Source organism: Paenibacillus sp. UNC496MF (assembly GCF_900113915.1).
Classification (GTDB): Bacteria; Bacillota; Bacilli; order Paenibacillales; family Paenibacillaceae; genus Paenibacillus_Z; species Paenibacillus_Z artemisiicola.
In genome coordinates this window covers 24,012-38,351 of record NZ_FORE01000014.1, presented here as the reverse complement: position 1 = coordinate 38,351, position 14,340 = coordinate 24,012, and the positions used below count along the sequence as shown (strand labels likewise).

Genomic DNA, 14,340 nt, shown 5'->3' with positions numbered 1-14,340 from the left:
ACTAAGAGAATCCTAATGTCATCTTACTGCCAAAGTTCGCCATTAAGGCAGCTTTTCCACTTAAAATGATCCTAACCTTCCAATCAATAGTCAGAAGGAGGGCGATGATGAAAAGGCAGCGAAAAGTCAAAAAGACCCTCCTGCAAAAACTGAGGAAGAAAATACATTCGCTTACGGCGCCAAAACGAGTTCCACGAAAACGAAAGAGGACCCTAAAAGCTGAAAATCCAAACTCTCCGAACCCCGTCACAAAAGAACTAAACAAAATAGAAAATGAGTTATCCCGGAAAATGACAGAAGATATGAAGAAGATTAGACAGGAGATGGAACAGGATCTCCTTCAAAAATTAACAACAACGATTGCTAAACCGGAAGAAGATACTAATTTGGGCAGCAACAGCAATCCAGGGCAAAAGAAAAGAGCTGCTAAACAAGCAGGTCCTAAGCGTTCACGGAAATTATCCAGATCCACCGATTACTCATTTCTAAAGGTTCTATTTTTATCGGACAATCGAGGAAAGAAAGTCGTCGTCGGATATGAGGTATTAGATAACAGCAGCAAGGAAATCTGGGGAATAGATATTCATGAAGGAACCTGCTTGTGCAGGGCAAAGAAAATTGTAGATACAAAACTTAAAAGCCGAAAAGTAGAACAAGAGCGTCAATATTACTTGGTAAATACTCAAGATGAGAAGCTATATTACACGGATGATTATGCTAAAGAGGCTATGAAACGAGGGAAAATCGCAGTAAATAACTACACAGCTGAGTTGGCTGAGGCTATAAAGTTTGCCGTTGAGTTAGGATACGGCGGCCCCAAGAAGAAACGACAAACTAAATAACGTGTTCTACATGAAGAAGGCCTTGAGTTGAATTAACTTCAAGGCCTTCTTTAATATACCATATCTACATATTAATTCGTTTTCTTTTATCACTATATTAGGTAAGAAGATCATAGTTCCTGTTCTCAATCCGGTAAACATAATAATTATTATGTATTCTGATTTGGATTAAATCATTCCCTGCTGTTTCAAACTGCAGCATCCCCGCCAAGCGGCCGTGAAGCGGAACCATTTGTGCCTTCACATCCATCATGTATCTGATTTCGTATGAAGTTTTCAAAGAGCTGCACTTCCGGTTATCGTATCCGCCAAAGCCGATTAATTCAGGTTCTGGATGGACAAGGGCAGCCCTTCAAGGCCGAGAATTGTTTTTGAAATGCCTTCTTCAAAAACAATTCGAGCCTTGTCCAACCAGGTTCTGTGTGATGTGCTTGCAGCAACGGATAGGACTGGAAGGCAGCTTTGAGAATGATGGGGGAATCTTCGGTACGGAGAGGATCAGGAGGGCGGCTTTGAAGTGTTTAAGTGGTAAGCATGGCAAATGCGGTATTGATGAAGCGGTATACACGAATATAGAGTCGTGAAGTAGGGAAATCTAATCTGTTTCGTCTAAATAAAAGACGCTGTGTTATAATGTTAAAGAGGTATTCGGTTTGGAGGGGCGTAACTATGGATTTTAAAGAAATTGATCAACTAAAATTACAGCTTGACGAACTCAGACCATTACCTGCTGCAGCGGTTAGAAACTTGGATGAGATTTACCGTGTAGAGTGGACCTATAACTCCAATGCGATTGAAGGCAATACACTGACTCTTCTAGAAACCAAGCTTGTGTTGGAAGATGGGTTGACCATAGGTGGGAAAAAACTAAGGGAACACTTTGAAGTCATAAATCATTCCGAGGCGATTTCTTTTGTAAAGGAGATCGTGGATAAACAGATTGAGTTATCGGAACATGTGTTAAGATCCATTCACCAGCTCGTTCTCAAAAATATAGATGACGAAAACGCAGGACGTTATCGAATGATTAATGTGGGGATATCCGGTTCTGGCCATACTCCCCCAAATTATTCGATTGTAGCTGAACAAATGGAACATTTGATGCAGTGGTATAATCAAACTAAGGATCACATTCATCCGGTTGAATTAGCGGCAAGAGCGCACTTCCAATTTGTCTTCATCCATCCGTTTACAGACGGCAATGGACGTACAGCTCGTTTACTAATGAATTTAATATTAATGGGGTATGGTTATCCCCCTGCTATCGTCAAGGCAGAGAATAATCTTCGATTGAAATATTACGAAACGCTTGAAGAAGCAAGTGTAAAAGGAAACCTAGAGCCTTTTATTAATCTAATTGCTTCATGTGTAAAAGATAGTTTGCAGCGCTATATTGCCGCCGTAAAGTAATTCGCTGCATTTAGTCGAAAAGTTGAATGAACGAAACGAATAATTACAATTGATGATACCTGTTGAGGAGCTGCTTTGGGCAGCTCCTCAATTTTTTTACAATATTTAACTCTTCCTTTTATGTTTATTTTTACTTTCGGATTGTCGATAAAGATAGAAATAACGATAAAGCGAGATGAAAAAATGATATTCCCTTTTGCAAAACAACTAAAAGAAATTAGATTATCTAATAACCTATCGCAAGAACAACTTGCGGCACAACTCGGAATCCAAGCCTATGCGGTTTGGAAATCGGAGGGCGGGAAAAATATAAGCCCGCGGGTATCAAAAGGATCTCGGCCATACTGGATTGTATTCAAGTATAGGCGGTGGATCCCTTGTTCCTAAAAAAGAAAAGCAGTAGAACAAAACCAGTGATTACCCGACATGAAGTCGTAGAGCTAACCAGCAAATCATCGGTAGAAATAATGTCTTTCAAACCAAGTAAGCCTATTCCCCCGGCGAAAAGAAAAAAACGGTAGAATTCCTTCTGAACAGTTGATGATTTTACCATTTCCTTTAAAATAGGGAGTGGTAGATCAACGAGGAGGAGCATATGGATATTAAGCGTTAATTACATTCCTTCATCGGGTTCCTGATGGTCTCGCTCCTTGCGTTGGTCGTCGGAGCCCTGGCTGGTGAACTGAAAACAATCGTATCCTGGGTTAGTTATCCCCTTCACCTCTTTGCGGTTGAATGGCGTCCAAGCGAAAAATCCCCTGACTTTATCAAAGGTCTATATGCAGGTGTTTGTCTGCTTCTTTATCTTTACCTCCTGCAAGGATGTATTCAGTTATTTTTCTGGGGGGTACATACATGGAAGGGCTCCAAGGAATCGACAGAGCACCAAAGCTTGCAAGATGATCTCCTCGTGACTTCCTATTCCGAGGAAATTGCCTCGACAATCGAATTAATTGACCATCCTGACGTTTCGGATGACCAGGTCCAAATCGCGCTTGATGATTTAATGAAGGAATCGGAAGAAGTATATCGAAGAGTTTTCCGACCATGGATTACCGGGACATACGGCATTGTTTCCTAACTCAGGACGAGAATGGCGAGGTAGTCATGATCAGACTCGGCCGCCAAATGATTTTAAAACCAGAAGATGCGGAAATTGTAGATTGGGTCCTGACCGGCTTTTCCGAAACCCATGTATTAGAGCCGATTCCAGCGGATAAGGCGCGCGGTACGGATATGAAGGCAGTGGGGCTGGTTCGCAATCAAGGCGCTTATTTTCGTCTCGGATTCGTCATCCTGCTACCGCAAAGCGAGCAATTAACTGAAGAGACTCGGCGGCGTTTCTATAACAGCTCGCTGAATCTCCCGCTCATCGCTCACATGGACAAGCTGATGATCCATATGGTAAAATATACTATGAAGATGAGAGGAGGAGCAGCGCCATGACGACTGTAGTGAAACAGCATAAGGGCACAACCACAAGTGGCGAGGAGTATTCCGTCTTGGTCTTCAAACCTTCGACCGTCTTAAAACCAGCAATCCGTACAAATCGAGAAAACTTTATCTCCAAAAAGACGGCTCCCCCAAAAAGGAACGTTCAATAACCCGTATAACTACTATTTCCAATGAAAGCCGCGTATACCGCGGCTTTTTTTATGTGCACGTAAGTAGAAGATATCCTAATTGATATATATCAAGAGCATGTAGCCAACATCGTATCTGCCGTTTTCTCGCTCCGAAAATAAAAAATGAGATAAAGCTCTTATCATTTATGACATCAAGTTCTTGTTACCGACAAGAAGGCATTACATTCCAAACAAGAACCAGCGTTCCTATATAGACATCCTGCATAAAACACGATTTATTGCAGCATTCACCGCTTACGATCCCCACCGACAAAAGGTGTTCATGTTGCTTCGTCCGGAAAAAGGACAGCCTATTTAGTGGGGATGAATACCATTAATGTTGCCAGCTAGCGTTTGCCTTGGTATCATTGATTCGTCCATGAATTGGAAAACGGGGTCTCCTATGATGAATCATGCAATGATGAATGAATCCCTAAGATAAAACACAAATTACCAATGTCTGCAACTTATATAAATATTAAAGATACAAAGCAAGCTCAGCATAGAAAGGAGCATCGGACAATGTTGGTTTTCAAGCGGATCTTAAAATGGTCCCCGCCTCGGGTGTTGGCTGCAGGCTTTGCGGGTATCATTCTTTGCGGCAGTTTCCTGTTGACCCTCCCGTTCGCATCTTCGAATAATACGTTCACGCCTTTCATCGATGCTTTGTTTACGGCGACGACGTCGACTTGCGTTACGGGGCTGGTTACCGTCGATACCGGAAGTCATTGGTCGGTGGCAGGACAAGTGATTATTTTATTGCTTATTCAGCTTGGCGGGCTTGGATTCATGACGATGGCAACATTGTTTGCGATGGTGCTGCGCAAACGGATATCATTTCGAGAGCGGTTGATTTTGCAGGAAGCGATGAATCAAAACAGCATGGAAGGCATCGTTCGATTAATTCGAAAGGTCATTGCATATGCCTTGACGATCGAACTCGCAGGAGCGATATTGTTTGCCATTCGCTGGTCCTTCGATATGCCGATCGGAAAGGCGGTATACTTCGGCCTGTTTCATGCCGTGTCGTTCTTCAATAATGCGGGCATTGATTTATTCGGACAATTCGGCGTTCCGTTTGTCAGTTTGACAAGCTATGCGGACGATCCCATTGTCAATATCGTGACAATGCTGTTAATCATAATGGGCGGTATCGGCTTTGTCGTCATTGCAGATGTCATGGGATACCGCAATACCAGGCGACTGTCGCTTCATTCGAAGGTCGTATTGACTACGACGGGAGCACTTGTCATTGCAGGCACGCTAGTCATGTTTATCTTTGAGTTTTCGAATAATAAAACACTGGGCTCGATGCACTGGGGTGGGAAAATACTGGCTTCCTTCTTCCAATCAGTTACAACGAGAACCGCAGGCGCCAATACGGTAGATCTGGCGTCACTTCGGCAAGCAACGCAATTTTTCATGGTTATTCTGATGTTCATCGGAGCATCGCCGGGATCAACCGGGGGCGGTATTAAGACAACAACGTTCACGGTATTGGCAGTCGCGGTTCTTGCGATGATAAGGGGAAAAGAAGATACTGTATTATTTCGGTTTCGGCTTGCGCAGGAACGTATTATCAAGGCGCTGACGATTACGATGCTTTCGCTTACCTTGGTCATTATCATTACGATGGTTCTTGCAACTACGGAAGATCAAGCCTTCCTGAAAATTTTGTTTGAAACCACCTCGGCATTCGGCACGGTCGGATTGACGTTAGGCATAACGCCCGAGCTGTCCACGATCGGTAAAGTGTTAATTATCTTCATGATGTTTACAGGGAGACTTGGGCCTTTGACACTTGCTTACGCTTTAGGACCCCGCAAAGAAAAAGATTTATTCAGATATCCCGAAGGAAAGATTACGATCGGATAGGGGACTTGCAAATGAAAAGCGGTCAGTTTGCCATCATCGGATTGGGGCGTTTTGGTTCCAGTCTTGCCAGTGAGCTAACCAAGCTTGGTTATGATGTGCTCGGAATCGATAAAGATGAAGATGTCATTCAAGAAATGAGCCAGGTGTTAGCCCTTGCTGTCATTGCGGAAAGCACGGATGAGGAATTTCTACGATCGATCGGTATTCGTAATTTCGATTGCTGCATCATCGCAATCGGCGACGATATTCAAGCCAGCATTCTGACGGCGCTTCTGCTCAAGGAATTAGGCGTTAAACAAGTGGTCGCCAAAGCGTTGACCGAGCTTCACGGCCGCGTGCTGGGAAAAATCGGCGTCGACCGCGTTATTTTTCCCGAGCGGGAAATGGGCATTCGGGTGGCGCATCAGCTTGTTTCTCCGAATTTACTGGATTTTATCGAATTGTCAAAGGACTATACGATCGCGGAGATCGCCGTTCCCAATCGACTTGACGGGATGTCACTAAAAGAATTAGACCTCCGGGCACGTTTCGGCTGCAGCATCGTTGCCATCCATAAAGATAAAGGTATCGTCATTGCTCCCGATGCAAGCGAAGCGCTCCATGCGCGAGATGTCATGATTTTGATCGGCACTAAAGATCAAGTCGAGCAATTCGAAGCTTCAGATATTCGATGAGGCTCGAAATAATCTCTTTTCAGAATCGGAAGTGTCTAGAAGATGGAAACAACCACAACCGAAATTGTCGGATATCTCATGCAGCTCCTGCTCATCGTGGTCGGGACAGGGATGATTGCAGGAATCGTTGCAAAGAAGCTGCATTTGCCGGACGTCGCGTTATTCATCCTTGCCGGCATAGTGATCGGACAAGGGTTCCATTGGATTCATGAATCCAACGGCTCATTAACGAACCAGTTGATTCTAATAACGGGATCCGTATTGATTTTGTTCGACGGCGGACGCAACATCCGATTGCATGGACTGAAGCAGGTAGGGTGGACGGTAGGGCTATTAAGCGTTCCTGGAGTTCTTGTTACGGTCGGCATCGTGGGAGCTGCCATTCATTGGCTTTTTGGGTTGGAATGGCTGTATGCATATCTATGTTCGGCCGTTATCGCTTCAACGGACCCGGCCTCCATTATTCCGGTCTTTCGGCAAGTTCGAATTCGAGAACGCGTTCGCGAAACAGTAGAAAGCGAATCGGCGTTCAATGATGCTACGGGCTCGATTCTTACTTTTGCGTTGCTCGCGGCGGCCACAGGCAATTCCGCGCTGAACGCTGGTGCCATTACGATCGATTTTCTGAGAACGGGCTTAGGCGGAATCGGTATTGGTTGCGCCATTGGATACGCGGTCGTATTCCTGGTATCGCACTTTCGATTCGGGCTCTTGCGGGACTATACCGTCATTGCCATGCTGGGGACAGCGATTGGCGCTTATGCGATCGGAGAAATGCTGAATTTCAGCGGCTATATGGCGACTTTCGCTGCAGGCTTGATTTGGGGGAATTCGGGCTCATTCAATTTGCACATGGGGGATAAACAAGAAGAAATGGGGCATTTCCTGAACAACATAACCGGGCTTCTGCGCATGCTTATCTTCATTTTGCTGGGGAGTCAGGTCAATTTCGGGATTATGGCGAATTACTTGTGGCAGAGTTTACTGGCGGTTATTATCCTCATGTTTATTGCCCGCCCCATTGCCGTATTGATCTCTGCGCTTCCGGACGTCAAGAGCCGCTGGACGTTCAAGGAAATGGTGTTCATGATGTGGGTGCGAGAAACGGGAGTCATCCCTGCCGCTCTGGCAGGGATGCTAGCGGGAATAGGCGTCAAACACGCAGATATTATATCATCCGTCACATTTATGGCCGTGATGCTGACCATTGTCCTTCAGGCAAGTACAACGTCTTGGGTGGCCCGCAAGCTGGGAATAACAGTGACATCACGCAAATAACCAGTATGGACCACAACGTAGTAGCCGATGCGAATCAGCTGAAGTGGGCGAACATACAAAGAAGAGCAGGAGGGATGCCCGCGCTGCACTTCTTTGTATTAGCCATTGATACATTTATGGTTATGAACTCATATTCTTCTCCATATCCCTACAGATTTCATTATTAATGTATTGGATAGGGGTCCCTTCTGATATACAACTCCTGGCAAGAAGTTCGTACCAATACTGATCAAAAGAAAGGCTTAACCAATGATAAGAACGAAGCGTTCGATATCGATCCCACATTTTGATTCGAAATTTATCCAGTTCAGAACATCTCCAATGCGAATGGTTAGTGGGTACTGGTTCATGCCAACAGTCTATAGAGGAACACCTATACGGAACACGGCGCTAACATCTTGCATGTTCCGATCACGCCTCCGATAACCGACGCAATCAATGTCGCGACCCACTGGGGCGTAACGGGCGTCCGCATCGAAACGGACGAAGGAATTACCGGGTACTGGTATACCGGAACGACCGCGAAAGGCGATAAAATGATTGCCGATACGATCGACTTATACTACGCCCCTGCACTCGTTGGCAAAGATCCGACCATGATTAAGCAAATCTGGGACGAGCTCCGGTTCGGTCCGATGCACTGGATCGGCCGGGCAGGCGTAACGCATATGGCGCAGGCGGCCGTGGATATCGCCTTTGGGATGTTGTGTCGAAGGCGGCGAACAAGCCGCTATGGCAGTATCTAGGCGGACATAAGCCGGAGAAGATTAAAGCGTATAACACGAACGGCGGGTGGCTGAATTGGAGCAAGGAACGATTGATCGAAGATATAACAAGCAATGTGTATCAAGGCTTCTCCGCGGTGAAGATGAAGGTCGGCAAACCGGATCCCCGGGAGGACTTCGACCGCGTGCGGGCCGTCCGCAAGGCGATCGGCGATGAGCTCGGCCTGATGATCGACGTGAATCAGCAGTGGAATATTACGACCGCCATGTCGAAGCCGCGGCATATATATCACCATATAAATTCACACTGACAGTATTTATCGAGGAATGGCATGACAAATACGCAGTAAATGAGCTGGAAAGAAAAACGCGGTTCATGTATGTACGTATATTAAAAAATAGAATTTTGCCAGCACTTTGTCATTTGCGGTTAGAACAGATTCAGCCTTTACACATCGCCGCTTTCTTAGCTGATACGGCTAAAAATGGAAGTAGACAAGATGGTAAAGATGGTACGCTCTCTTCCGGAACGATTCAAATCGTGTATCGCATATTAAAGAACGTATTTAATCGGTCAGTCGAATGGAACATTCTAAAAACGAATCCCGTAGCGTCTGTTAAGACACCTAAGGTTACCTATAAAGAAACTGAAGTCTATAACGAAGATGAAATCAAGCTGATGTTTGAAGCGTTGGAGCATGAACCTTTTCATTGGAGGATGATCATTACACTCGCGCTTACTACAGGTCTTCGGCGTGGAGAGTTGGTGGGGCTGGAATGGAAGCATATTGATTTAAACCAGGGCACTGTATATGTTAAACAAAGTGTTACAGACTTCATAAATGGCAATCCGGTAGTTAAAGTGCCGAAGACGAAAAAGTCGATTCGCAAAATTAGTTTATCTGATGCTGTATGTGCCCAGTTGGGCGATTATTATGCATTCGCATTACAGAAGTGGAGCCTGTTAGAACAAACTAGGAATCAAAATCATTTCTTTGTCTTTTTTAATCAATATGGACAAGCGTACTATCCGGAAAGTCCGTATTTATGGTTTCGCAGCTTCCTCAAGAAGCACCAGTTATGATAAATTAAATTTCACGATTTGCGCCATACATCGGCCACGCTGCTGATCAATCAAGGTGTCCATGCAAAAATTATCTCTGAACGATTGGGTCATGCGAGCATCACGACAACCATGAATATATATGGCCATGTATTATCGAAAGCAGACAAAGAAGCTGCGAATAAGTTTGACTTGGCTCTTCCCTTTTTAGCCGGTAAAAAGCCAAAAGAACCTGAGCGATATTCTGAATAAGCGCTCAGGTTCCTTAACATTCAGAAGCCCGTTAATTCAACGTTCATCTAACAAGCAGTGCGACAGACTCTACGTGCACAGTGTGTGGAAACATATCGACCGGCTGCACCTCCACCGTCCGGTACCCGCCATCTTCCAGCACGCGCAGGTCGCGCGCCAAGGTAGCCTGATTGCACGACACGTACACTACGCGTTCCGGCTTCATCGCCAGGATCGTGTCGAGCAGCGCTTCGTCGCAGCCTTTGCGCGGGGGGTCGACGACGATGACGTCGGGGACGATGCCCTCTTCGCGCCAGCGCGGGATGACGACTTCGGCGGGGCCGGCTTCGAAGGCGGCGTTGGCGATGCCGTTGAGCGCGGCGTTGCGCTTGGCGTCTTCGATGGCTTCCGGCACGATCTCGACGCCGTGGACGTGACCGGCTTGGCGCGCCAGGAAGAGCGAGATCGTCCCGATGCCGCAGTAGGCGTCGATGACCTGCTCGGTGCCGGTCAGCGCGGCGTACTCGACTGCTTTACGGTACAGCGCCACCGTCTGCACCGGGTTCACTTGGTAGAACGATCGGGCGGAGATGGCGAAGCGGATGCCGTCGAGCTCGTCGTAGATGACCTCGCTGCCCCAGAGGACGCTGGTCTCGTCGCCGAAGATGACGTTGGTGTCGCGCTTGTTGATATTTTGCACGATACTTGTCACGCCTGGAATCGTGTCGCGGATACGCGCGATCCACTCTTCCACGCTCGGGATCCGCTTGCCGTTCGTGATGAGCACGTTCATCGCTTCGCCGGTCACGAACCCGACGCGGGCCATGACGTGGCGGAGCAGGCCTTGACCGGTCTCCTCGTTGTACGCGGTGATGCCGAGCTCGCGGCCGATGCGCTTCACGCGGGCGACGATCTCGTCGTTGCTGTTGTGCTGGATCAAGCACTCGTCCATGTCGATGATCCGGTGGCTGCCGCGGGCATAGAAGCCGCCAATCAGATGCTCGCCGTTCAAATCCGGCTGCGGCAGGCCGTCCTTGCCTTGGATCGCCCCGTTCACCGCCATGCCCATCGGCACGGACGCCTTGTTGCGGTACCGCCACGGCTCGCCCATCCCGATCGTCGGATGCACGATCACCGCCGCTTCCTGGCCCGATTCCTCGACCGTTCCGCTGCTCTCGCCGACGCCGGTGCCGCGAACCGCCTCGCCCGCCACCCGCAGCTTCCCGATCCGCTCCAGGCTGTCCACTACGTGCTGCCGCTTCCACTTCAGCTGTGCGGCATAGTCCATATGCTGCAGCTGGCAGCCGCCGCACTGCTTGTAGATCGGACACGGCGCGTCGACGCGGTCTGCGCTCGGCGCGACGATCTCCGTCAGCTTCGCGTAGCCGTACGTCTTCTTGACCTTCAGGACGCGCGCGCGCACGGTCTCGCCCGGAAGCGCCCCCTGCACAAAAAGGGTAAAGCCGTCCGCGCGGCCTACCCCTTCGCCTTCATGTGTCAAGCCAATGATCTCGACGGTGACCTCATCATTTTTAATGACTGGCGCGGTAGCATTATCTTTCCTGCCTTCGTTTTTACCTGCCTTATTGACGCTCTTGAACTTGCTCATCTTAAATATCCGCTCCATCATCAGCCTCGCGTGATCACTCGGTTATCTTTGTCATTCGAACACTGCGGTGCTGTTAATTCCGATCCCAATGTTACATAAATATTATCTCCTCATATTAACACATGTAATAAGTCGAAAACTATCTATTTGAGCAATGAATCCATGATCTTACAACACGGAATGAAAAGTCATATCGGTTGCATGGATGAAGAGGGTAGTGCAGAGGCGGCAGTTCGTTTCCTCAACGGAATCGGAAGCAGTCCGGAATCCTGCCGCGGACTTGAACGTCTACAAATCCCGGAAGCACGACCCCGCATCGCAACACCCCACTACGTTCATAACCTCCTTGCTATTGATGTGTCCGAGCCGCTCCTACGAAAGACCACTGCCTGAAACGATCTTCCATTTATCGACATCCTTTCTCATTGAGGTTTGATCAGTTATAGCCTAGAATAGGCGGTACTCGACGTGATTGAATGCGTTTACAATAGGAGGAGGGAAGGCGTGAATCGGCTCAGGCATTTGTTCTTGCGCAGCATTCAGGCTCGTTTGATGACGTTTATTTTCGTGATAATCATTCTGCCACTGTCATTTCTCGGCTTCATGATGTTCCGCGCTTCATCTGGCATCATTGAGCACAGTGTCACCTTAAACACGTCAGAAACGATGGACCAGGTGCTCGACAATATCGAGTTCCATCTGAGCGGCATGGAGAGTGTGGCTACCGACATTATTTTCAATTACACGATTAACAGCAATCTGCGTAAAATGTCGGGACGGTACGACGAAGAGGAGATTCAAGCTGTCAACGAGATCAAAGCTTTGCTCACAAAGCAGCTAAGCATGCAGGATGGCATCGAGTCAGTCTTCCTGATCGGCGATGATTATTTCCTCGTCAGCAGCAGCAATACGAATCGGGCGTCCCCGCTGGACCATGTGCCTTCACTGATGAAGAAGCAAGCCTGGTACCGGGCCACTTCGGAGCAGGGGGGAAAGAGCTATTTTACGATTGTGCCGGGATAGGCGGAGCCAGACGAATCCGCCGGAAAATCGGATCAAGGAGCGAAGGGAGTCGTGGTGGACGCCGAGCAGAACAGACCGATTCGGATGGCGAGGCTGTTCCGGGACATCCAAACCGGTAGCCCGCTCGGCCTGCTCGGTGTTGACATGGATTACCGCGTCATCGACGATATCGTATCGCGGCTGCACAGCGGGTATAACAGCTCGCTCATCCTGGTTGACGAAGACGGCAATACAATCCTCTGAGCCTAGGATTCAATGCTTCATCGATGCCATTGGCAAAGAAGATCGAACCCAGCTGGAATAATGCAAGACAAAGAACCGGCGAGAACAGATAAATAAAGCCCAGCGGATTATGCGCCACTGGCCCGGACTCCGGTCAGCGCTAGCATGAGTGGAGGTGCCATTTGGAAGAGCAAAAGTGCTAGTGATATCAAAGAGTAAGAAATTGATGTAATTGGAATGGGAATGCCGGTTATTAGTTATAGGGAGAGGGTCACTGAACGTACCCTCATCAAGTAGATAGCTATAAATTTGACTCTATGCAGCCTTAGCTCAGTACTCGACCGAACTAAGGTTGTTTAATTTTTTCTGAAATCACTAGCAGTAGTAATAAAAGTGAAAATAATGATGTACCTCGTCCATAAGTTGCTCGTTGGAGATGAAACGAGAACAGTATAATCAAGTGAAGAGGTCGCTTACGATATGGCCTCGCAGTCTAACGGTCCCTCAATGTCTTCAAAGCGCCACTCCAAGCGATGACCTGGTTTAACATACCGTTTACCATTTCTACTTGACGATCGTCCGGTCTAAACACACTGAAGGATACGAAATCTGTGTAGAGAGATAAGCCGACTTGGGTACGCACGTCTGCCATTTGCAACTCTCCAGCGATCAGCCGCAGGTTCTCCACCGCTCGGGCGCCACCTAGACTGCCGTAACCGACAAATCCGGCTGCCTTGTTGTTCCATTCGTAGTAGATGAAATCAAGTGCGTTCTTGAGCACCCCTGAAGTGGCATGATTGTATTCCGGTGTTACGAACACAAAGCCGTCGAAAGAGGCTATCGTATTCGCCCACCGCTTAGTATGATCCTTCGTGTACTGCCCTGGCACCGGCTCGTCCAGCTGCGGCAAATGATAGTCAAGCAGATCTACGAGCGCGAACTCCGCATCGCTCCGTTTCTGTGCAATGTCGTAAACCCAGCGGGCAATGGTTTCCCCCTTACGTTCCGGACGGGTGCTTCCGATGATGATACCGATTCTGATCATATTTGTTTTTTCCTCCTGTGGACTGGTATTCGGCTTTTTATAAACTATGCACTATTTTCTCCCGAATTTTTTCTTCTAATCATATCAGAGTTGCAATTCCTATCATGATTCTTCATGTACCTCCCTCCACGCTCTCCACTTTATTAGCAAGGATATCAGCTGATTTGAAAGCGAGGCGGATCCTCGAATCGGGCGTCCTGGGAAGGTACGTAGCGTCATGGGACATGCGCTGACCCTGCGGCACGAAATCGAAGGCGAAGATACGCCGTGGCCTCCAAACAACCTGCAGTATTTATGGGATTGCCCGTTTCCTCAGGTTTGTCTCCGGGCGCGCCGGCAGATATCGTGTTATTCTGTCGGAAAAGTGGCAAGCTTCGGGTCGAAAGCACCTATAGGCAACCTTGTATATAAACAGTGGAACTTAAAGGAAGGAGCGAAAAGAACCCGGTCATGTAGACCGGGTGTAAGTACTGAATTCATCATGTCTTCCGTGCATATCGACTTAACCTCGATTATTTTTGCACGCTAGGTTTTCCTTGATGGCTCGGATCGTTAGAGCGTGACGGACTTTTCTTGGGGGTGTTTTTTTCCGGTTTGGCTTTAGTGCTCATTATCGCTCACCTCCTGCGTAATCTTCATAAAGAGTATTCCATTAAGCCGATATCCTTATTAAAATGTATTACACTAAACCACGTGTTAACGTGGGGCAGGGTATAAC

Annotated in this window: 13 protein-coding genes and 1 pseudogene; 12 read left to right on the top strand and 2 right to left on the bottom strand. The window is 47.6% G+C overall.

Going from position 1 to position 14,340, the window contains the following annotated elements:
- Positions 1 to 107: 107 nt before the first annotated feature.
- The 10 genes and pseudogenes from BMZ79_RS24520 to BMZ79_RS24480 all read left to right on the top strand — a co-directional run bounded on the left by BMZ79_RS24520 (position 108) and on the right by BMZ79_RS24480 (position 9,744).
- Positions 108 to 842, top strand: coding sequence for a hypothetical protein (locus BMZ79_RS24520; protein WP_090645249.1), 735 nt, complete (start codon positions 108 to 110; stop codon positions 840 to 842).
- A gap of 669 nt (positions 843 to 1,511) precedes the next feature.
- A complete protein-coding gene (locus BMZ79_RS24515) occupies positions 1,512 to 2,252 on the top strand; it encodes a Fic family protein (RefSeq protein WP_090645246.1) in 741 nt (246 codons plus the stop codon).
- A 655-nt stretch (positions 2,253 to 2,907) separates the two neighbouring features.
- Entirely contained in the window at positions 2,908 to 3,333 is a 426-nt protein-coding gene (locus BMZ79_RS34790) for a hypothetical protein (RefSeq protein ID WP_218154769.1), read from the top strand.
- Positions 3,334 to 3,359: 26 nt separating this feature from the next.
- Complete coding sequence (locus tag BMZ79_RS24505) at positions 3,360 to 3,698, top strand: hypothetical protein (protein ID WP_218154768.1); 339 nt, start codon at positions 3,360 to 3,362, stop codon at positions 3,696 to 3,698.
- 701 nt (positions 3,699 to 4,399) lie between these two features.
- A complete protein-coding gene (locus tag BMZ79_RS24500; RefSeq protein ID WP_090645237.1) occupies positions 4,400 to 5,752 on the top strand; it encodes a TrkH family potassium uptake protein in 1,353 nt (450 codons plus the stop codon).
- Between the two features lie 11 nt (positions 5,753 to 5,763).
- Positions 5,764 to 6,426 (top strand): potassium channel family protein, encoded by a 663-nt coding sequence (locus BMZ79_RS24495; protein WP_090645234.1) that lies wholly within the window; start codon positions 5,764 to 5,766, stop codon positions 6,424 to 6,426.
- A gap of 42 nt (positions 6,427 to 6,468) precedes the next feature.
- Positions 6,469 to 7,704: a cation:proton antiporter gene (locus tag BMZ79_RS24490; RefSeq protein ID WP_090645231.1), complete on the top strand. Its 1,236-nt coding sequence runs from the start codon at positions 6,469 to 6,471 to the stop codon at positions 7,702 to 7,704.
- A gap of 398 nt (positions 7,705 to 8,102) precedes the next feature.
- Positions 8,103 to 8,450 carry an enolase-like domain-containing protein gene (locus tag BMZ79_RS35310; RefSeq protein ID WP_256253089.1) on the top strand — a complete coding sequence of 116 codons (348 nt, stop codon included), beginning with the start codon at positions 8,103 to 8,105 and terminating at the stop codon, positions 8,448 to 8,450.
- Complete coding sequence (locus tag BMZ79_RS35305; protein ID WP_256253088.1) at positions 8,411 to 8,740, top strand: enolase C-terminal domain-like protein; 330 nt, start codon at positions 8,411 to 8,413, stop codon at positions 8,738 to 8,740. Before BMZ79_RS35310 ends, BMZ79_RS35305 begins: the two co-directional genes overlap by 40 nt.
- A pseudogene (locus BMZ79_RS24480) lies at positions 8,677 to 9,744 on the top strand (tyrosine-type recombinase/integrase). The gene BMZ79_RS35305 and the pseudogene BMZ79_RS24480 overlap by 64 nt, the downstream one beginning before the upstream one ends.
- A gap of 43 nt (positions 9,745 to 9,787) precedes the next feature.
- Here BMZ79_RS24480 and rlmD read toward each other — a convergent pair.
- The gene (gene rlmD, locus BMZ79_RS24475) at positions 9,788 to 11,332 is read right to left on the bottom strand and encodes a 23S rRNA (uracil(1939)-C(5))-methyltransferase RlmD (protein ID WP_090645229.1); all 1,545 of its coding nucleotides are present in this window, start codon (positions 11,330 to 11,332) and stop codon (positions 9,788 to 9,790) included.
- Positions 11,333 to 11,836: 504 nt separating this feature from the next.
- On the opposite strand from rlmD, the gene BMZ79_RS24470 reads away from it, so the two are divergent.
- Both BMZ79_RS24470 and BMZ79_RS24465 read left to right on the top strand, forming a co-directional pair.
- Complete coding sequence (locus BMZ79_RS24470) at positions 11,837 to 12,355, top strand: cache domain-containing protein (RefSeq protein WP_090645227.1); 519 nt, start codon at positions 11,837 to 11,839, stop codon at positions 12,353 to 12,355.
- A 51-nt stretch (positions 12,356 to 12,406) separates the two neighbouring features.
- On the top strand, positions 12,407 to 12,598 hold the full coding sequence (locus tag BMZ79_RS24465; protein ID WP_090645224.1) for a cache domain-containing protein: 192 nt from the start codon (positions 12,407 to 12,409) through the stop codon (positions 12,596 to 12,598).
- A gap of 472 nt (positions 12,599 to 13,070) precedes the next feature.
- On the opposite strand, the gene BMZ79_RS24460 is transcribed toward BMZ79_RS24465, so the two are convergent.
- Positions 13,071 to 13,622, bottom strand: a complete 552-nt coding sequence (locus tag BMZ79_RS24460) for an NADPH-dependent FMN reductase (RefSeq protein ID WP_090645221.1) — start codon at positions 13,620 to 13,622, stop codon at positions 13,071 to 13,073.
- Positions 13,623 to 14,340: the final 718 nt, after the last annotated feature.